This window comes from Tenacibaculum sp. E3R01 (assembly GCF_003318185.1).
Lineage (GTDB): Bacteria > Bacteroidota > Bacteroidia > Flavobacteriales > Flavobacteriaceae > Polaribacter > Polaribacter halocynthiae.
Genome location: NZ_QOCC01000014.1, coordinates 97,788 through 115,782 on the forward strand (window position 1 = coordinate 97,788; position 17,995 = coordinate 115,782).

The 17,995-nt window shown below is 29.3% G+C and carries 23 protein-coding genes; 6 read left to right on the top strand and 17 right to left on the bottom strand.

Annotated elements, in window-relative coordinates; genetic code table 11:
• The first annotated feature begins 1 nt into the window (after nt 1).
• From DS884_RS03280 to DS884_RS03295, 4 genes are read left to right on the top strand one after another with little or no spacing between them, the layout of a single operon-like run.
• Complete coding sequence (locus tag DS884_RS03280; RefSeq protein ID WP_093870650.1) at nt 2-589, top strand: LUD domain-containing protein; 588 nt, start codon at nt 2-4, stop codon at nt 587-589.
• A 3-nt stretch (nt 590-592) separates the two neighbouring features.
• Nucleotides 593-1,390, top strand: coding sequence for a phosphatidate cytidylyltransferase (locus DS884_RS03285; protein WP_093870649.1), 798 nt, complete (start codon nt 593-595; stop codon nt 1,388-1,390).
• A 19-nt stretch (nt 1,391-1,409) separates the two neighbouring features.
• Nucleotides 1,410-1,688, top strand: coding sequence for an acyl-CoA-binding protein (locus tag DS884_RS03290; RefSeq protein WP_093870648.1), 279 nt, complete (start codon nt 1,410-1,412; stop codon nt 1,686-1,688).
• Nucleotides 1,685-2,311: a YceI family protein gene (locus DS884_RS03295; RefSeq protein WP_093870647.1), complete on the top strand. Its 627-nt coding sequence runs from the start codon at nt 1,685-1,687 to the stop codon at nt 2,309-2,311. Before DS884_RS03290 ends, DS884_RS03295 begins: the two co-directional genes overlap by 4 nt.
• Before the next feature lie 99 nt (nt 2,312-2,410).
• Here the strand turns inward: DS884_RS03295 and DS884_RS03300 are convergent, their stop codons facing one another.
• From DS884_RS03300 to kynU, 17 genes are all read right to left on the bottom strand, one after another.
• The gene (locus DS884_RS03300) at nt 2,411-3,214 is read right to left on the bottom strand and encodes a class I SAM-dependent methyltransferase (RefSeq protein ID WP_113785772.1); all 804 of its coding nucleotides are present in this window, start codon (nt 3,212-3,214) and stop codon (nt 2,411-2,413) included.
• Between the two features lie 45 nt (nt 3,215-3,259).
• On the bottom strand, nt 3,260-4,807 hold the full coding sequence (locus tag DS884_RS03305; protein ID WP_113785773.1) for a peptide MFS transporter: 1,548 nt from the start codon (nt 4,805-4,807) through the stop codon (nt 3,260-3,262).
• A 122-nt stretch (nt 4,808-4,929) separates the two neighbouring features.
• Nucleotides 4,930-5,667 carry a carbon-nitrogen hydrolase family protein gene (locus DS884_RS03310; RefSeq protein WP_113785774.1) on the bottom strand — a complete coding sequence of 246 codons (738 nt, stop codon included), beginning with the start codon at nt 5,665-5,667 and terminating at the stop codon, nt 4,930-4,932.
• Nucleotides 5,664-6,776: a hypothetical protein gene (locus DS884_RS03315; RefSeq protein ID WP_113785775.1), complete on the bottom strand. Its 1,113-nt coding sequence runs from the start codon at nt 6,774-6,776 to the stop codon at nt 5,664-5,666. The genes DS884_RS03310 and DS884_RS03315 overlap by 4 nt, the downstream gene beginning before the upstream one ends.
• Before the next feature lie 4 nt (nt 6,777-6,780).
• Nucleotides 6,781-7,869, bottom strand: coding sequence for an amidohydrolase family protein (locus DS884_RS03320; RefSeq protein WP_113785776.1), 1,089 nt, complete (start codon nt 7,867-7,869; stop codon nt 6,781-6,783).
• Between the two features lie 33 nt (nt 7,870-7,902).
• The gene (locus DS884_RS03325; protein ID WP_233487100.1) at nt 7,903-8,271 is read right to left on the bottom strand and encodes a PaaI family thioesterase; all 369 of its coding nucleotides are present in this window, start codon (nt 8,269-8,271) and stop codon (nt 7,903-7,905) included.
• A gap of 41 nt (nt 8,272-8,312) precedes the next feature.
• Nucleotides 8,313-8,843, bottom strand: coding sequence for a 3-hydroxyanthranilate 3,4-dioxygenase (locus tag DS884_RS03330; protein ID WP_093870640.1), 531 nt, complete (start codon nt 8,841-8,843; stop codon nt 8,313-8,315).
• Nucleotides 8,844-9,027: 184 nt separating this feature from the next.
• Nucleotides 9,028-9,588, bottom strand: coding sequence for a hypothetical protein (locus DS884_RS03335; protein ID WP_113785778.1), 561 nt, complete (start codon nt 9,586-9,588; stop codon nt 9,028-9,030).
• Between the two features lie 113 nt (nt 9,589-9,701).
• Nucleotides 9,702-10,478: an SDR family oxidoreductase gene (locus tag DS884_RS03340; RefSeq protein ID WP_113785779.1), complete on the bottom strand. Its 777-nt coding sequence runs from the start codon at nt 10,476-10,478 to the stop codon at nt 9,702-9,704.
• A gap of 2 nt (nt 10,479-10,480) precedes the next feature.
• Nucleotides 10,481-10,699 carry a DUF6500 family protein gene (locus DS884_RS03345; RefSeq protein WP_093870637.1) on the bottom strand — a complete coding sequence of 73 codons (219 nt, stop codon included), beginning with the start codon at nt 10,697-10,699 and terminating at the stop codon, nt 10,481-10,483.
• Nucleotides 10,692-12,134 (bottom strand): aldehyde dehydrogenase, encoded by a 1,443-nt coding sequence (locus DS884_RS03350; RefSeq protein WP_113785842.1) that lies wholly within the window; start codon nt 12,132-12,134, stop codon nt 10,692-10,694. Before DS884_RS03350 ends, DS884_RS03345 begins: the two co-directional genes overlap by 8 nt.
• Nucleotides 12,131-12,826: a phytanoyl-CoA dioxygenase family protein gene (locus DS884_RS03355; RefSeq protein ID WP_113785780.1), complete on the bottom strand. Its 696-nt coding sequence runs from the start codon at nt 12,824-12,826 to the stop codon at nt 12,131-12,133. Before DS884_RS03355 ends, DS884_RS03350 begins: the two co-directional genes overlap by 4 nt.
• A gap of 4 nt (nt 12,827-12,830) precedes the next feature.
• The gene (locus DS884_RS03360; protein ID WP_093870635.1) at nt 12,831-13,238 is read right to left on the bottom strand and encodes a RidA family protein; all 408 of its coding nucleotides are present in this window, start codon (nt 13,236-13,238) and stop codon (nt 12,831-12,833) included.
• Complete coding sequence (locus DS884_RS03365) at nt 13,238-13,762, bottom strand: DUF1697 domain-containing protein (RefSeq protein ID WP_113785781.1); 525 nt, start codon at nt 13,760-13,762, stop codon at nt 13,238-13,240. Before DS884_RS03365 ends, DS884_RS03360 begins: the two co-directional genes overlap by 1 nt.
• Nucleotides 13,763-15,157 (bottom strand): FAD-dependent oxidoreductase, encoded by a 1,395-nt coding sequence (locus DS884_RS03370; RefSeq protein WP_093870633.1) that lies wholly within the window; start codon nt 15,155-15,157, stop codon nt 13,763-13,765.
• Between the two features lie 9 nt (nt 15,158-15,166).
• Nucleotides 15,167-15,601: an SRPBCC domain-containing protein gene (locus DS884_RS03375; RefSeq protein ID WP_093870632.1), complete on the bottom strand. Its 435-nt coding sequence runs from the start codon at nt 15,599-15,601 to the stop codon at nt 15,167-15,169.
• Nucleotides 15,598-16,857 (bottom strand): kynureninase, encoded by a 1,260-nt coding sequence (gene kynU, locus DS884_RS03380; RefSeq protein ID WP_113785782.1) that lies wholly within the window; start codon nt 16,855-16,857, stop codon nt 15,598-15,600. Before kynU ends, DS884_RS03375 begins: the two co-directional genes overlap by 4 nt.
• 156 nt (nt 16,858-17,013) lie before the next feature.
• On the opposite strand from kynU, the gene DS884_RS03385 reads away from it, so the two are divergent.
• Nucleotides 17,014-17,793 (top strand): IclR family transcriptional regulator, encoded by a 780-nt coding sequence (locus DS884_RS03385; protein WP_113785783.1) that lies wholly within the window; start codon nt 17,014-17,016, stop codon nt 17,791-17,793.
• Nucleotides 17,794-17,801: 8 nt separating this feature from the next.
• Nucleotides 17,802-17,969 carry a hypothetical protein gene (locus DS884_RS18385; RefSeq protein WP_158530813.1) on the top strand — a complete coding sequence of 56 codons (168 nt, stop codon included), beginning with the start codon at nt 17,802-17,804 and terminating at the stop codon, nt 17,967-17,969.
• Nucleotides 17,970-17,995 lie beyond the last annotated feature (26 nt).

The following is a 17,995-nucleotide window of genomic DNA, read 5'->3' on the forward strand; positions in this document are numbered from 1 at the left end:
AATGAATTTTTTTAAAAAACTATTTAAATCATATACAGAATCATCTAAAGAAGAAATTAATCGTCAACCGGTTAATCTTTCTTTAGATGATTTGTTTGTACATCATTTTATTAACAAAGGAGGGAAATTTTTATATTCTACAAGTATTAATGAAGTTATCATCAATTTAGAAAATATTTTGAAAGAGAATAACTGGGAAAATATAACTTGTACTGATTTTGATTTATTAAAAATCACCCAGCAATTAAAAATAAAATCTCAAGATACACCTAACAATACTATTCCTTTTTTTACTAGTTGTGAGCATTTAATTGCTAATAAAGGAGACATATTATTTTCTTCAAACCAATTAGGAAGTAATAAAATATCTGAATTATCTGAGAACTTTATTATTTACGCAACCACAAGTCAACTAGTGAAAAACATTAGTGAAGGTTTAACAGGTATTAAAACCCATTTTAAAGGTAATATCCCTACTAATATTAGTTCTATAACCAATTATACAATACAAAAGAATAATGATGATTTTTTGAATTACGGTAATAGCAATTCAAAAAATTTATACTTACTTCTTTTTGAAGACCTCTAAAACATGCGAAACTTAGTAATAAGAAGTATTTCTGGACTTGTTTATGCTATTATTTTTATCTCAGCAATATTATACTCAGCAGAATCATATACTGCCTTAATTGCAGTTTTCTCTGCTATATGCTTGTGGGAATTTAATAAAATCATTAATTTCAAAAATTATATTCCATATATAATACTCCCTATAGCTATATATTACACTAAAGAAATAGCATCTAGAAGAACTCTTTTATTCATACTGATTATTACATTAATTTGTTCTTTTCAGATGATTTATAACCTATATAGAAGTAAAAATTCAGAATATCCAAAAACATTTATGGATAAATTAGATGTAGGTATTCGTTATATTATTTTACCTTTTACTTTTTTAACTTTACTTCCTTTTATAAACAACAACTATCATCCATATGTTATAATATATATTATAGTTCTTATATGGACTAACGATAGTTTTGCTTTTTTAGTTGGAAAGAATTTTGGTAAAACTAAATTATTTGAAAGAATCTCTCCTAAAAAAACTATTGAAGGATTTATTGGAGGTTTATTTTTCTCTTTAATTGTTGGTGTTTTAATTGGTTACTATTCTTCTGTATTATCTATATTTAACTGGATTATCATTGCTTTAATTGTTTCTACAGCTGGTACTTTTGGTGATTTAGTTGAATCGATGTTTAAAAGAAGAGCAAATGTTAAAGATAGCGGAACCATAATGCCAGGACATGGTGGATTACTTGATCGTTTAGATAGTTTATATTTCCTTGCTCCTTTTGTATATTTGTATATACACTTTTTAATGTAATACCATTTACATATTATTTATGATAAATGATTTAGACATACAATTTCAGGAGGCTTATAAAATAGCTTCAAACATGCAAGGTAAATTACCTCAAGATATTATGCTTAAATTATATGCGTATTATAAACAAGCTATGAAAGGAGATCAATTTTCTTTTAACGCTAATAATAACACAACTACAGGCCTGAGAAGTGCATTTAAATTCAATGCTTGGGTACAGTTGAAAGGCATGAGTCCTGAAGATGCAAAAAAAGAATATATTAACTTAGTAAATACTATTATAAAACAATACTTATGAAAAAATTAATCTTTCCTCTCTTATTATGTGCTATTACTTTACAGCTAACTTCTTGTAAAAAAGAAACAAAAAAAGAAGAGCAAAAGGAAGCTAAAGTTGAAAAAAAACAAGCTCCTTTTTCATTAAAAAATGCTGATAATAAAGTAAACTGGACAGCTTATAAAACCACAGAAAAAATACCTGTAAAAGGTCAATTTAAAAAAGTAAACATCACCGCTGGTGGTGAAGGAAACTCTGCTAAAGAAGCACTTAATAACGCTGAATTTTCAATTCCTGTAAGCAGTATTTTCACTTCTGACTCTGGAAGAGATTTTAAAATTAAAAAATTCTTTTTTGGTATCATGGACAAAACTGAATTACTTTCTGGAAAATTAGTTTTAGAGAATGATTCTATTGGGTATTCTGACATCACAATGAATAATGTTACTAAAAAATTACCTTTTACTTATACTTTAGATGGAAAAAAATTTAGTTTAAATGCAACTATGAAAGTAAGTAACTGGGAAGCACGAAAAGCTTTAGATTCATTAAACACAATATGCAAAGACTTGCATAAGGGAGCAGATGGAGTTTCTAAAACCTGGGATGAAGTAGCTATAAATATAGTTTCTGTATTTAAATAAAAAGAAATAAACATAATAAAAAAGGTCGTCTAATTTTTTAGATGACCTTTTTTAGTTTCTTAAATACATTTTCTTATTTAAATATACAAAGATGCTTGTTTAACTCTTTTTTGTTGCTTTTAATGTAAATATTAATGGATATAATTTATCTTTTGTCGTAAACATTCCATTTTCAGTTTTTACAAGGTCAGGAAAAACATCATAGGGGCTTTCGTCATACTCATTTAGGTACTCTATCTGCAATCCTTCAGATGTTAAGGCTGTAATTATCTCTCCTAAACCATGATTCCACCCATATTCCTTACTGATAACTTCATTTTTTTCATCTGCATAAGTACCTGAATATTCTTCATAGATAACTTCCTTTTGATTGTATCCAAAACTAAGTTCTGCAGGTTTCTTTAGATAATCAAACATCCACACGATTGGGTGGAATTCTGCAATAAAGAAAACCCCTCCTTCTTTTAATCTAGATGCTATTATTTTTGCCCAAGGCTTTAAATCTGGCAACCAACCAATGGTTCCATAACTTGTGAACACGATATCAAATTGCTCGGAAACATGTTTATTTACATCATATACATTACAACATATAAATTTAGAATCTAGCTTTAATTCTTCATTTAACTCTCTTGCTAACTTAATTCCTTCATCTGATAAATCGATGCCAGTGCATCTAGCCCCCTTTCTACTCCAACTTAAAGTATCTTGTCCAAAATGACATTGCAAGTGTAATAATGATTTATCTGAGACATCTCCTAAAGCATCCAACTCATATTTCATTAATGAATTTTCACCTTCCTTAAATGCTTTTAAATTATACATTTCACTTTTAGCATGCACAGCAACTTTTTTATTCCAAGTTTCTTTATTTGTTTTAAAATAATGTTCAGTAGTTTCCATAGTACCAATATATAAAAAAATAAAAACTAAACCCTTAAGCTAATACTAATGTACATTTTGCATCATTCTTTTTATTTTTTTTGAAAATATCATTACCAACACACCTATTAAAAAAGTAAAAAATCCAAAACCAGAATACACAGAAACATAAGAATATAATTGATGAAATATTGGTTCTTTAGATAAAATTACTTCACTTGACATTCCTGTTATAAATGTTGTTATTTCTCCTAGTAATCCATTTGAAAACATTCCTAAATCACCTTCTGAAACAGTTGTTAAATTTGCTATTTTCCCTGCAAAAAAATGCCCATAAAAATTAGCAGAAAACCAAACTCCCATTATAAAAGCTACATATTTAGTTGGAGATAATTCTGTTATTTTAGACAACCCTATTGGAGATAAAAAAAGCTCCCCCATAGTTAACACTAAATAACCTATTATTAAATAAAGCATTGGCGTTTTAGCAAACTCATCAACTTGGTATGCAGACATTGCAAAAACTACAAACCCTAATCCTAAAAGAGCTACACCTATACCAAATTTGATTACTGAATTTGGATTTTTGTTTATTTTATTTAAGTACATCCACAACATTGAAAATGGTATGGCAAATAAAATTATAAAGCTTGAATTTATACTATTAGTTTGAGCAGCATTTATTCCTATTAAATTCACGTTTCTGTCTGCAAATAACGTTAGTGAACTACCAGCTTGTTCAAATATTGCTGAAAAAACAGTATACAATACTGTAAAGTAAACAGCTACTAATAATTTTTGGCGTTCAGAAACAGTTACATTTCGTAAAACATTAATTATATATAAAACCAAAAACAACGAAACAATCCAAACTAAATAGTGTTCAAACTGATGATATCTTACAATTAAAGCAAAAACAGGCACGAATAATAAAGCGCAGACTGTTATTAAACTTCCCATTTTAATACCAAACCTTTTTTGATTATATACCGCTAAATTCGGAACAGCACCATGCTCATCAAATACATTATTATTTAATCCTTTTTTAAACACTAAAAGCCCTAAAAGCATTCCTATTCCTGCTAAAACAAATCCGTAATGCCATCCATACAATTCAGCTAACCATGCACACAATAATGGAGCTACAGCTCCACCAATATTAATTCCCATATAAAAAATAGTAAAACCAGCATCGCGCCTTGTGTCTCCTTCTTTGTATAACTTCCCTACAAAAGAAGATATATTAGGCTTAAAAAAACCATTTCCTATAATTATTAAAGAAAGTGATCCATAAAAAAACATAGGTTGTTCAAAAGTTAAAAAAAAGTGTCCTAAAGCCATTAATACCCCACCTAAAACAATTGCCTTTCTAAAACCTAATACTTTATCTGCTAACATTCCTCCTATCATTGGCGTTACATATACTAATGACATATAGGCTGCATAAATACCAAAAGACATTTCATCTGTAAATAACAAATGTTTGGTCATGTATAGAACTAATAATGCTCGCATTCCATAAAAAGAAAAGCGTTCCCATAATTCTGCAAAAAATAAATATAACAATCCTCTAGGATGACCTAAAACATCTTTTGTTGATGTATGATTTTTCATATAAAAATAGTTTTGAGCGAATATAAAATCTGCTAAAACCACTTTCTACAATTGTAGTTAATTGTAATAAAAAATAACGTTTTGTGAGTTTCTGTAACACTAAAAATCAGCGCTTAAGAGTTTTAAAGCATAATAGACTTAACCTTCCAATTTACACTATCTTTTTCAACAATAATGAGTCCTTCTTTTTCAGAATCTAAGGCTATTATTTTTTTTCCTTTTTCATTCCAAAAGGCACTTTTACCTCCAGCTTCGACACCCCAATGTTCTCCACAAAAGTTACTCATAAGAATTGGTAACATGTATTTTTCAGAATACCTTTTTAAAGACGAACACCCTTTATCAATACCTTCTTTAGAAAAGAATATACTAGGAACATAAACAGTTGACTTATCTAACTTTGCTTGTTTAGGATGTTCTTCATTATCGATATCAGCACAAATAGCAAAAGACAATTGTTCATTTACTATAGTTACTTTTGGATTGTATAAAAAAGAACTTTTATAGTACATCTCTTCTCCTGAATGTAAATATTGCTTTGTATAAATTTCCTCGTCTCCTTTTGGTTTTAGTATGAAAGACCCTATGAATAACATATCATCTAACAATATTGGAGCTCCAACAACAATTATAATATTATTCTCTTTAGATAATTTTCTTAAGCTATTTAATCTATTATCTTTTCTTTCAAAAGCTACTCTTCTTCCTTCTTCTCTACAATATCCAGTTATTGACATTTCAGGAAATGTAATTAAATCTACTTTTTCTTTTACAGCTTCTTTTATAGCTTTGATATGAGCAATAATATTCTTTTCAATTTCACCTACAGTTACATCAATTTGAGTTGCTGCTATTTTCATTTAATTACAAGTTTTTTATACTCTTCTAATAATGCTTCATCAACAAATATATGTTCTGGAAGAATTCGTAATCTATATTTACTTTCTCCTATAAAAGTAATTAAATCTTTACGTTCTAATTTATTTTCATCTGATAATTGAAGTATCACATTTATGTTATCTATAATCCTTGTTAAATATGTTTGGCTCTTTATCTCACCTCCATAACTAACAACAATACTTTGCTTATTAACTTCATTAAACTTTCTTTTATATGCAAAATTCAGTAAATTTTTATACTGAGTAGTTTTTGAACCAAAATCAATTTTCTCTGCTATAATTCCTTTAGAAGGAATAGTTAATTCGACTAAAGACCAATCTAGAAACTTTATTTTCATTTCATTTGGTTTTGGTGTATTCGCTAGTTGAATAACCCAACTAGTTGCTAAAACTAGAAAAACGGAAACTAACGAGGTTTTAGTTATAATTCTAATAAGCTGATTAAAAAAATCGTTATTCAAGACTGTGAACACATCTGAAAACTGTGAAATAAACAATAAAAAAATTGCAATTATTGAAATAACAGCTACTAACTTTAAATCTCTATGCATAAAGGTTCTATAAAATGAAACCCCCATTAAATAACATAGAAAAGTTGTTAATAAGAAATCAGGAATTCCAACAAGTTTAATTCCATAGTAAATATTAGTACCAATTATAAAAGATAACAATAATGTTAATGAAGCAGCTATGATTATAATAATAGAAATAATTTTTACATTTTTTTCATTTCTATAAATAAACTTAGGAGCATCGTGCACATAATGTAGCGCCAATAACCAAAATAAATTATTTATGGTAGATAATATATTTATTCCTATTTGGTACGATAATGTGTCTTGAAAATTAAAATAATTAGCAATGAGTCCCCATGAACCTGAAAACACCCACACCAACATACCAAAGCTAAAATATAATAACCCTTTATCTACTCGTTTAATTCCGTTTCCATCTTCTAATACCGAAAAAAAACGTTTTCTTATATTGTAATAAATTGCCAATAGTAAAACAGCACCTAATAATGAGATAAAAATATGTGACAGGTTATGAAACTGTGTTACTTCTGACATACTTTTATTTTGAAAGTATCTTATTTACCAAATCCTGTTTTGCTTTTACATCATCTCCAAATAACCACCGTAAAGTATTATCTTCCCAAATTTCATCATATTGCTTCTGGTCGATAATATCTCTATCAATTGCTAAATCTAATAATTTTCCTGGATATGATGATTGGGCATCACTTTCCATTTCTCCTAACGGATATGGATCATCTAGTCCCATTATTATTTGATTTGACCCTTGACGATCTATCATTAATTTTAAAGAATCTGTATCATGAACTAACGTATCAAAAAAGATATTAGGATGCCCTACCGCCTTCCTTGGATGCGTTTTTCCTTCAAACAAATCTGGCCTTCCATCAAATCCTTGAATACGTCGTCCTAAATTCATTTGAGCTAATTGCCCTCCATGTGCAAAACATGTTCTAATATTTGGAAAGCGTTCTTGCATTCCATTTAATGTATAAAAATGATAAGCATCACCACATTGCGCCAACATCCAAATTAAATGAAAACGCCAATTAGTGTTCTCTAATTTTATCATTTTATCTCCATCATACGGGTGAATTTCAATAGCTAACTTATACTTATCTGCTAACTCAAAAATACGGTCATTTTCTTTATCAAATACACAACGCCATTGACCAATTGAATCCATAAAATGAGTTGGCAAACACAATACTTTTAACCCCAACTCTTCTACGCAACGTTCCATTTCATATAATGCTCCGTAAATAAACCCTGGATGAACTACAAAACCACAAGTAAACTTATCTGGATGATCATGCTGAATTTTTGCATTAAAATCATTTTGAAAACGCAATGCTTTTTTCATTTCTTCTAAACGCAACCCGTTACCATATAATTGAGAAAGATTTAGAACCACTGCATGATCTAATCTATTTTTCTCCATCCAAATCAACTTCTCATCTAAGAAAAAACTAGAGTCAGTTACAGGTCTTTTCCATCCTTTTTGAAGCATATGTTTACGTTCATCATCTACCCAAAAAATTTCTTTTTCCTTCATAAATTGAGGAATTTGTTCTGGATAAGGTAATAAGTGTGAGTGACCGTTTATTCGTAGTTTTCGTTGTTTCATTTTTTATTTTAATTGCAACTATAATTTATAATATTAATTAGCATTCTTTTTCTGTAAACAAATCATTGTAGCCTGCATAGTAGTATACAATGTGCCTTGTTCATCTTCAACTTTAGCTTCACAAAACACTAGAGTTTTTCCCGACTTTACCACCTTTCCTGTGGCTACAACTAATTTAGAATTAGCTGGTCGTAATAAATTTGTTTTAAATTCTACAGATAAAACATCTGAATTTTCTGGCATTATTGTTAACGCTGCATAACCACAAGCAACATCCATAATACTTGTTAGTACACCAGCATGAAAAAAACCATGTTGCTGGGTAAGATTATCTACCTTCATACACTGTATTTTCACTTCTCCTTCTTTGATATGAAGAATTTTTGCTCCTAGAGTTTTCATAAAACCCTGTTTAGAAAAACTTTTCTTTATCTCATCAATCATTATTTTACTTTACTAGGAGATTCCATTACTGTTCCACAGTTAGAACAGGTACATTTTTCCGTATTAGAATAGTACTTATCAAAAATAATAGGCATATCAGTTTCTATATTATCTAAAGCAAATTTTTCTCTATAAAGCTGCGTACCACATTTTTCGCAATACCATTCTAAAGCATCTAACATACCCTCATCTCTTGGATATTCAATAACTAAACCTACGGTATTAGCCTTACGTTGTGGTGAGTGAGGTACTTTTCCTGGCAATAAATAAATATCTCCTTCTTTAATTTCAACATCTATCATTTCTCCTTTATCATCAATAATTTTCAACACCATATCTCCTTCTACTTGATAGAAAAATTCTGGTGTTTCATTATAATGATAATCCTTTCTATTATTTGGGCCTCCAACTACCATAACAATATACTCTCCATTATCCCAAACTTGTTTGTTACCTACTGGTGGTTTTAATAAATGACGATTTTCATCAATCCACTTTTTAAAATTTAAAGGTTGTACTAACTTGCTCATTTTTTATTATTCTATAATAGGTCAAAAAAAGATTGTCTAAAAAAGTAACACTTTTTCATAAAAAACAATTTACAAAAACAGTCTTAATCAAAATTTATGATTTATATAAGACTCTATTGATTTATTTTAAATGTTATACTTTCTAGACAATCTCCTTTTAAGAAACCTTAGTTACTTTTTTAATCTAACAGATAATTGCTCTAGATTTTTTTCTATTACTTTTTAACGTAATAGTATTATTCAATTTATTTTTATAAGAAAAAATACTTTCCTTACCTTTTTTAGCTTCTTGTATTTTTACAGGAAAAGCGAATTCGGCTAAATCATAGCTAAAACCATTTGTATCCATATTATAGCTATAGTTTTTTATTAAAGTATTAAACTCAACAGCTAACTTCTCTTCTAAAATATAATACTTACTCGTTCCGTTCTCTTCAATAAGTATTGCTAACTCATCACTTGTAAACCCTAATAAGGATTTTTTCTGTACCGAAATAGCATAACACTTACTAGATAATTTAACTAGTTTATTAGAATCATACATATACCCTAATTGATTCAGCTCTGCTATTAAACCTTCATGTGCCTTTGTAAAGTTAAATGGTAAACTACTCAATGAAATATTTTTAATTTTATTTAAACTAGACAAAGAGTTTACATTGTTACTAGCAATAGTTGAAGTTGGAAGCATTGTTAATGCACCTGCTCCAATAGCTGAAGTTGTAATAAATTTTCTGCGATTCATACTTTAATATTTAAGTTGGTTAATTAATTATTTACTAAGTTATAAAGTTACTATTTATATATATATATATTTAGCTACCCCTTATTTTTTTTAGTATTTTAACCTTAAAATCATCACAAACTTTTAGTCCTACCCCCATCAACAGGAACATTAATTCCATTAATAAAACTTGCTTTATCACTTGCTAAAAAAACTATTGCATTTGCTATTTCTTCTGGTTTTGCAAAACGTTTAGCTGGTGAAGCATTTTTCATTGCTTCAGATACTTCTTCTATTGTTTTACCCGTTTTTGTTGCTTTGTTATTTATTATTTCGTTTAAACGCTCGGTTCCTGTAGCTCCTGGTAATACATTATTTACAGTTATTCCAAACTGTCCTAATTCATTTGCTAATGTTTTAGACCAACTAGCTACTGCACCTCTTATTGTATTAGACACTCCCAATCCGTCAAGTGGCTGTTTTACAGAAGTAGAAATTACATTTATAACCCTTCCATATCCTTCTTTTTTCATAAACGGTACTATTGCCTGAGCCAACACATGATTACATTTTAAATGCTGAGTAAATGCTCTTTCAAACTCATCTAATTGAGCATTGAAAACAGGACCACCAGCAGGACCTCCTGTATTATTTATTAAAATATGAAATTCTAAAGATGTAGCTTCTATTTTTTCTTTTAACTCTTTAGGGTTTGAAAAATCGGCAACAATATAAGCATGCCTTTGATTATTATTTGGTAGCTCGTCTAAAACCTTTTTTAACTTTTCTTCATTACGAGCTATTAAGGTTACATTAACTCCTTCTTCTGCTAATTGAATTGCTGAAGCTTTTCCTATACCTTGTGTACTTCCGCAAACTAAGGCATTCCTATTTTGTATATTTAAATTCATATCTATTCGTTATTCTTAACCTTTCTTTTAATTTTAATTGCTTTTTCAAAATGATCTAATTGATGTGTTTGAATCCACCAAGTTGCCACTTCCATGAGTAATTTAGGATCATCATTTTTATTTTTAAAAAATGCGTAGAATGAAACTCCAACTTGATCTCCTTTTTGAGCTATTTTTTTATCACAAACCTCAACAATTCTTTGTCGTATTTCATTATTCATATTTTATACAAATATTTTTAGGTTCAGTAAAAAAACGCAATGCTTCAAAACCACCCTCTCGTCCAACTCCGCTCGCTTTTTGTCCACCAAAAGGCGTTCTTAAATCTCGCAACATCCATGTATTTACCCAAACAATTCCAGTATTCAATTGTTTAGAAAACTGCATTGTTCTGTTTAAATTATTAGTCCATAAAGTTGCTGATAACCCATACTTTACATCATTAGCCAACAATAGAGCTTCTTTATCCGTTTTAAAAGACATTAAGGTTACTACAGGTCCAAATATCTCTTCCTGGTTCAATACACATTTATTATCTCCAACTTCGATAATTGTAGGTTGTAAATAGTATCCGTTTTCACTTCCCTCTACCACTACTCGATTTCCTCCATAAAGAATTCTTCCTCCCTCATTTTCGGCTATATCAATGTATGATTTTACTTTTTCTAAATGTTGTTTTGAAACAAGTGCTCCTACATTTGTATCATTATCAAAAGGGTTACCTATTTTTAATTCAGATACTTTTTTTACAAAATCTTTCTTGAATTGCTCATATATAGATTCTTCAACAAAAATTCTACTTCCACATAAACAAATTTGACCTTGGTTAGCAAATGAAGATCGTACCGTTGTAGTTAACATCTTATCGTAATCAGAATCTGCAAAAATGACATTCGGATTTTTTCCACCAAGTTCTAAAGACAACTTTTTAAACATAGGTGCTGCAGTTCTTGCAATATGTGCTCCTGTTGCTGTACCTCCTGTAAATGAAATTGCTTTTACCTCAGGATGCTCAATAATTGCTTGTCCAGTAGTTTGTCCTAAACCATGAACTATGTTTAATACTCCTTTTGGTAATCCAGCTTCATTACATATTTCCCCTAATAAATACGCAGTCATTGGCGTTACTTCACTTGGTTTTGCTACAACACAATTACCTGCTGCAATTGCCGGAGCTATTTTCCATGTAAATAAATATAAGGGAAGGTTCCATGGTGATATACAACCAACTACGCCAATAGGTTGACGTAATGTAAAATTGACAGCACCTAATCCAATACTTTCATGAGACTCTGATGAAAACTGAGTAATGGCATTTGCAAAAAAACGAAAATTACTTGCAGATCTTGGGATATCAACCACACTTGCTAACGAAACTGGTTTACCATTATCTTTAGCTTCTGCATTAGCGAAACGTTCAAGATTATCTTCTAATAACTCAGATATTCTTATTAGAATTCTACTTCGATCTTCCAATGTTTTATTAGACCATTCAGGAAAAGCATCACTTGCTGCTTTATAAGCCAATGAAACATCCTCTTTAGTCGAGTTAGGTATTGTACCGTATACTTCTCCTATTGATGGATTATAGTTATCTATGTAATTCTCATTAATTGGAGGCAGAAACTCGCCATTTATGTAGTTTTTTATGTTCATATAATCTCTTTTCTTTCTAACCACTCCATTGGAATTTCATGATTACAAAATTCTAAATGAATTACTCTTCTATCATAATTTGTTATTGATTTAGAAGATGCATGTAATAGTAATGGTTTCATTAACATAACTCCACCTTCATTTACAATACACAACTCTTCTTTACCTATATTTTCTTTTTTAAAATTTTCATCAATTCTAATAATTCCATTTTTATGGCTCTCTAATATCACTTTTAAAGCACCATTAGTTTCGTCTGTTTTATCTAAATGTATTCTAAAAGTGATTATGTTTTCTAAAATTCTTTTAGGAGGTACAACTCCTAATTGCCCGTTTTTATTGGTCCAATTAGTATAGCCTTCAATAATTAATTTCTTTTTTACACTAATGCTTAAATCTTGATGATGACTAACAAACCAATTAAATTTCCCTATTTTATTAAAAAAGATAGCTTTTGACAAAAAATAATCAGTACAACAAACAGAAGCATATAGTTTTTTAAATTTTTCATTTTTAAAAATAACTTCTTTTATTTCTGGCACCTTGTTTACTAATTGCCTAATAGCATATTTATTTTCTGAACTTTCAATCAAATGAATTAATTGTAAACGTTCTTCATCACTAAAAATAGACTCAGTAATTGAATAACCTTTATTAATTAGCTCTTTTTTATTTTGACTGAATTCACTCATTAAATTAGTTTGCTTTTTTATATGCTGTAACTTTAATTTCTACCACTAAATCAGGGTGTGGTAGTTGATGTACAGCTACAGTAGTACGTGTAGGACCTGTTTCTTTTTCAAAAAACTCAGCATATGCTTTATTATAACCTGCAAAATCATTCATGTTTACCAAAAAAGTAGAAACATCTACTACATCTTTTATGCTAGCACCAACTGTTTGTAAATTCTTGTCAATGTTTTTTAAAACTTCACGCGTTTGTGTTTCTATATTCAAACGTTTGGTTCCCATTTCATCAATAATATCTACTCCAGCAATTGAATTATCTGCACGGCGCGAACTTGTTCCTGATACAAAAATAAAATCTCCTACTACCTTAACATGTGGATAAGCTCCTCTTGGTGTTACTTTTTTTTCTCCCATTATTCTTTTGTTGCCAACTCTAATAATTTTACAGTTGTTTTATAGTTTCTTGTAGTTGCTACTACATTTAATTTTTTTTCAATGCTATTATTTGTCAGTTTCGTTTTTCCAAAACCAGACACACAATTTAAATACACAACATCACCATCAACTTTATATTTATCATCTTTAATCCCTTTTACTTCTATCTCGGTAGATGCTGGTTTTTTATTTAAAAAAGAAAATGCAACTATTTTTTCATTCTCTAATGAAAAAGGATAAGCTGTAATTGCTTTTTCCCATTCTTCTTGATTTCTTGCAAATACAGGAACTTTATACCCGTATTTGCTAGTAATTTCTTCTTCTATTTTTTGACAGATAACTTCCTTTGAATCGTCAGAATCTAAAATAACATTTCCACTTTGAATATATGTTTGTACATTTTTAAATTTCAAATTGTTTAATAACTCTCGTAATTCTGCCATAGGAATTTTATTTTTTCCTGACACATTAATACCTCGTAATAAAACTATGTATCTTCTCATCTATAAACCTGCTATCTTATCTTCCTCTAAAATCTCATTCGTTTCTTCTTGCACCTTTCTAAGTACTTCTTTTAAATTAGAAACTGAATTCAAATCATTATGAGCAACCATATTTAACAATGCTTTATCTTGCGCTCTTCCCTTCTTCATTGCTTCTGAATAGGGTATGTTTTCATTAAAAGTAACCATTGAATATTTTGAGAAATACTCTTTAGGAAAATTTTCTTCTAACGACATTTCTAACATACGTTTTTGCTTAAATAATGGGTTAGCAACATGATCACGCATTTCATAATAATTATCTATTGCTAAATCGGCTATTGCGTCTGTATCTTCTTTTCTAACCAGTTGGTATTCTTTAAAAACAGCTTCCCAGTTACCTTCATGTTTGTCTAAAATTGTATCAAAAACTGTTACATCTTCAAAAGAAGCATTCATACCTTGCCCATAAAATGGAACAATCGCATGAGCTGCATCTCCCATAAGCACTGTATTTCCTTTATAAAACCATGGAGAACATTTTACTGTTCCTAATGCTCCTGTTGGATTATTAAAGAACTCATCTTTTATACTTGGAATTAATTTTAACGCATCTGGAAATTCTTTTTCAAAAAATTCAGTTATTCTCTTTTCAGTTGTTAAGTTATTAAAATTATATTCTCCTTCATCATAACTTAAAAATAAAGTAACGGTAAAACTTCCATCTAAGTTTGGCAAAGCTATTAACATGTATTCTCCACGAGGCCAAATATGTAAATGGTCTTTACTTATTTGATGATTTCCTAATGCGTCTGCAGGAATTTCAAGCTCCTTATATCCATGTGTTAAGTAATTTTGAGAATAACTAAACAAAAATTTCCTTTCTAAATAATAACTTTTCCTCAATACAGAACCGGCTCCGTCAGTTCCAAAAATCACATCTCCATTTACTGAAAACTCTTCTTTTGTTTTATAATCTTTAAAACGTACTACCGTTTCTTCAATATCTACTGAAATACATTTTTTGTTAAAATGTATGGTTACATTTTCATGCTTTTCTGCTTCAGTTAACAAAATACCATTTAAATCTCCTCTAGAAATTGAGTTAATATATTCCCCTTGTCTTCCTGAATAATTTGAAGCAAATGTATTTTCTTTAGCATCATGAATTAAACGCCCGTGCATTGGAATACATATCTCTCGTGCCTTATCTTCAACTCCAGCTAAACGCAATGCTTTAAAGCCTCTATCCGATAATGCTAAGTTTATAGATCTACCTGCTGATATATCATTAGTTCGTAAATCTGGCCTACTTTCAAATAATTCAACTTTGTATCCTCTTTGTGCTAATCGTAAAGCTAACAATGAACCACATAAACCAGCTCCTATAATAAGTATATTATCTTTTTTATTCATAAAACTAAATTAGTTCATTTCTCCGTTTCTTAAATTTATCCCTGTATACAAATACGCTTTTAATGAACAAATAAAATCTGTCCATCCTTGAGTTTGTTGCATTACTTTTTTAATCCCTTCTTCATTATTATCATAACTTCTTTCTTTAATACTTACTTCAGTTACATTATCACTTTGGCTATTAAATTCCATTTCAACTTCAGTGGTAACTTTATTTCCTTTCCAACTAAAAATAATCTTACTATTTTCATTAATTGATAATACGGTAACCAAACATTCGGCACAAAAATCTTTCCACTCCCATTTTACTTTCGTTCCTTCAATTAAATCAGCACTTGCATTAGAAACAAAGTATTTTGAAATTATATTTTTATTTACTACTGCATTAAAAACAGTATTTACATCTCTTTTAACTACATCTTTAATATGAACTTCTAAACTCATAATAGTCCTTTTAAAATTGAAACCATTTTATAAACATCTTCAAAACTATTATACATTGGTACGGGTGCACAACGAATAACATCTGGCTCTCTCCAATCAGTAATAATATTATTCTCAGTTAACTTTTTATGTAAACTTTTATCTGCATTCTTTACTTGAATAGATAACTGACAACCTCTTTCTTTTGGGTTTGAAGGAGTAATTATCTTAATGTCATCAGAATTTATTTCATTTATTAAAAACTCAAAATAACCTGTTAGTTTTTCAGATTTTTCACGTAATGCTTCCATCCCTACTTCATTAAACATATCTAAAGAAGCCTTAATTGCTGCCATTGATAATATAGGAGGATTTGACAATTGCCAGCCTTCTGCTCCAGCCATTACGTCAAAAGGTTGACGCATATTAAAACGTGTTTCTTTATTATGATTCCACCAACCTGAAAAGCGCGGTAACTCTTTATTTTCTGCATGTTTCTCGTGTACAAACAAGCCTCCTAAACTTCCTGGTCCTGAATTTAAATATTTATATGTACACCAAGCAGCAAAATCTACTCCTGAATCATGTAACTCTGGAGATATGTTACCTGCTCCATGCGCTAAATCGATACCTACAAAACAGTTTTTAGTATGACCTATTTCTGCTATTCTTTTTAAATCTAAATATTGACCTGTATAATAGTTTACTCCTCCTATTAACAATAAAGCAATTTCATCACCTTGCTCAGAAACAATACTTTCTAAATCTTCTATGTTTAAAAGCTCTTCTCCCTCTCTTGGCTTCCATTCAATTAATCCTTCTTCAACATCAAAACCATGAAATTTTAATTGCGACTGAACTGCATATCTATCAGATGGAAATGCATCACTTTCAATAACTATTTTATATTTTGTTTTTTTAGGCTGATAAAAAGAAACCATTAACAAGTGTAAATTTGTTGTTAATGTATTCATTACAACAACTTCTAATGGTTTTGCGCCAACTATTTTTGCCATAGTTTCCGTTAAAAACTCATGATAAGGTAACCATGGTGTTTTACCTTCAAAATGACCTTCAACTCCATAATTAGCCCAGTCATTTAATTCTTGTTGAATATATTTTTGTGTTTGTTTAGGTTGCAATCCTAAAGAGTTTCCTGTAAAATATAACCAATCATTCCCATCTTCATCTTTTGGTATATGAAACTCTTCACGTAAATATGATAATTTATCTTCTTTATCTAACCCTAACGCGTATTCTAATGTTGCTCTATACATACTTTCTTTTTAAATCACCTAGTAAAAAGAGCTTTTAAATGCTCAATTTATATAACATAAAAAACAATAAGTGTTTCACTATTTAAAACGGTGTTTTATAAATTTATATCTTTTTTATTACTTTAGCAAATAAGTAATACAATTATTTTTTATTAGATGAAAGAAGTTAACGACAATAAATTAAATCAATCTATCATAAAAGCTTTTAAACTTTTAGATGCTTTTACTGAAGAAAAATCTTCGTGGGGGGTTAGAGAACTAGCTATAAAAACTGGTTACAACAAAAGCACAACTTATCGTTTATTGCACACATTAACTTCATTAAATATTGTTCATCAAAACAGTGACGAAAAATACAGTTTAGGTAGTAAAATTTTTGAATTAGGCAATCGAGTTTCCATATATAAAGCAATCACTAAACTCACCAATAAGTCTATAAAAAAAGTAGCTCTTGAAATACAAGAAACAGTTTTATTTAGTATACTTAAAGACAATAAGGTATTTCATATAGACAAAGCAGATAGCTTACATGGTTTAAAGATCAACACATCAATTGGATCATTTGAACCAATTCATGCTACAGCTTCAGGAAAATTATTATTAGCATTCTCTTCTACCTCTATCAAAGAAAATATTTTAGAAAATATTGAATTAACTTCTTATAATAAAAACACTATCTCTTCTATTTCTTTATTAAAAAAAGAGTTAGAAAAAATACAAAAACAAGAATATGCCTTAGACATGGAAGAGTTAGAATCTGGTCTAGTGTGTATTGCTATTCCAATAAAAAACAAAAATAAAAAAGTAATCGCTAGCATTAGTGCTTCTGGGCCTTTAAGTAGATTTAAAGTTGAAAACATCACTAACTATATTACAACATTACAAAAAGGCGCAAATATTATTGAAACAGAGTTAAGTAGTTTTGACACTTTATAAAATACATTATGAATCAAATAAGAAACTCTTTAAATGAATTATCTAACATTTCAGACGCTGACTGGACATATTTCTCTTCTAAATTAAAAAAAATTGAATTCAATAAAAAAGAAACTATTCTTTCTAATGGTCAAACTGAAAATTACTTATTGCTTAAACTTATTTTTTCACCATAAAAAATGCCTCGAATTAACTTCAAGGC

What these genes read in the sequence shown, in the direction of transcription:
- DS884_RS18385 (WP_158530813.1), top strand. Translation starts at nt 17,802, where the DNA reads ATGAATCAAATAAGAAACTCTTTAAATGAATTATCTAACATTTCAGAC.
- DS884_RS03330 (WP_093870640.1), bottom strand. Translation starts at nt 8,843, where the DNA reads ATGAGCAAGTTAGTACAACCTTTAAATTTTAAAAAGTGGATTGATGAA.
- DS884_RS03315 (WP_113785775.1), bottom strand. Translation starts at nt 6,776, where the DNA reads ATGTCAGAAGTAACACAGTTTCATAACCTGTCACATATTTTTATCTCA.
- DS884_RS03290 (WP_093870648.1), top strand. Translation starts at nt 1,410, where the DNA reads ATGATAAATGATTTAGACATACAATTTCAGGAGGCTTATAAAATAGCT.
- DS884_RS03280 (WP_093870650.1), top strand. Translation starts at nt 2, where the DNA reads ATGAATTTTTTTAAAAAACTATTTAAATCATATACAGAATCATCTAAA.
- DS884_RS03355 (WP_113785780.1), bottom strand. Translation starts at nt 12,826, where the DNA reads ATGAGTGAATTCAGTCAAAATAAAAAAGAGCTAATTAATAAAGGTTAT.
- DS884_RS03325 (WP_233487100.1), bottom strand. Translation starts at nt 8,271, where the DNA reads ATGAAAACTCTAGGAGCAAAAATTCTTCATATCAAAGAAGGAGAAGTG.
- DS884_RS03295 (WP_093870647.1), top strand. Translation starts at nt 1,685, where the DNA reads ATGAAAAAATTAATCTTTCCTCTCTTATTATGTGCTATTACTTTACAG.
- DS884_RS03320 (WP_113785776.1), bottom strand. Translation starts at nt 7,869, where the DNA reads ATGAAACAACGAAAACTACGAATAAACGGTCACTCACACTTATTACCT.
- DS884_RS03350 (WP_113785842.1), bottom strand. Translation starts at nt 12,134, where the DNA reads ATGAACATAAAAAACTACATAAATGGCGAGTTTCTGCCTCCAATTAAT.
- DS884_RS03310 (WP_113785774.1), bottom strand. Translation starts at nt 5,667, where the DNA reads ATGAAAATAGCAGCAACTCAAATTGATGTAACTGTAGGTGAAATTGAA.
- DS884_RS03300 (WP_113785772.1), bottom strand. Translation starts at nt 3,214, where the DNA reads ATGGAAACTACTGAACATTATTTTAAAACAAATAAAGAAACTTGGAAT.
- DS884_RS03345 (WP_093870637.1), bottom strand. Translation starts at nt 10,699, where the DNA reads ATGAATAATGAAATACGACAAAGAATTGTTGAGGTTTGTGATAAAAAA.
- DS884_RS03305 (WP_113785773.1), bottom strand. Translation starts at nt 4,807, where the DNA reads ATGAAAAATCATACATCAACAAAAGATGTTTTAGGTCATCCTAGAGGA.
- DS884_RS03365 (WP_113785781.1), bottom strand. Translation starts at nt 13,762, where the DNA reads ATGAGAAGATACATAGTTTTATTACGAGGTATTAATGTGTCAGGAAAA.
- DS884_RS03385 (WP_113785783.1), top strand. Translation starts at nt 17,014, where the DNA reads ATGAAAGAAGTTAACGACAATAAATTAAATCAATCTATCATAAAAGCT.
- DS884_RS03370 (WP_093870633.1), bottom strand. Translation starts at nt 15,157, where the DNA reads ATGAATAAAAAAGATAATATACTTATTATAGGAGCTGGTTTATGTGGT.
- DS884_RS03375 (WP_093870632.1), bottom strand. Translation starts at nt 15,601, where the DNA reads ATGAGTTTAGAAGTTCATATTAAAGATGTAGTTAAAAGAGATGTAAAT.
- DS884_RS03340 (WP_113785779.1), bottom strand. Translation starts at nt 10,478, where the DNA reads ATGAATTTAAATATACAAAATAGGAATGCCTTAGTTTGCGGAAGTACA.
- DS884_RS03285 (WP_093870649.1), top strand. Translation starts at nt 593, where the DNA reads ATGCGAAACTTAGTAATAAGAAGTATTTCTGGACTTGTTTATGCTATT.
- kynU (WP_113785782.1), bottom strand. Translation starts at nt 16,857, where the DNA reads ATGTATAGAGCAACATTAGAATACGCGTTAGGGTTAGATAAAGAAGAT.
- DS884_RS03335 (WP_113785778.1), bottom strand. Translation starts at nt 9,588, where the DNA reads ATGAATCGCAGAAAATTTATTACAACTTCAGCTATTGGAGCAGGTGCA.
- DS884_RS03360 (WP_093870635.1), bottom strand. Translation starts at nt 13,238, where the DNA reads ATGGGAGAAAAAAAAGTAACACCAAGAGGAGCTTATCCACATGTTAAG.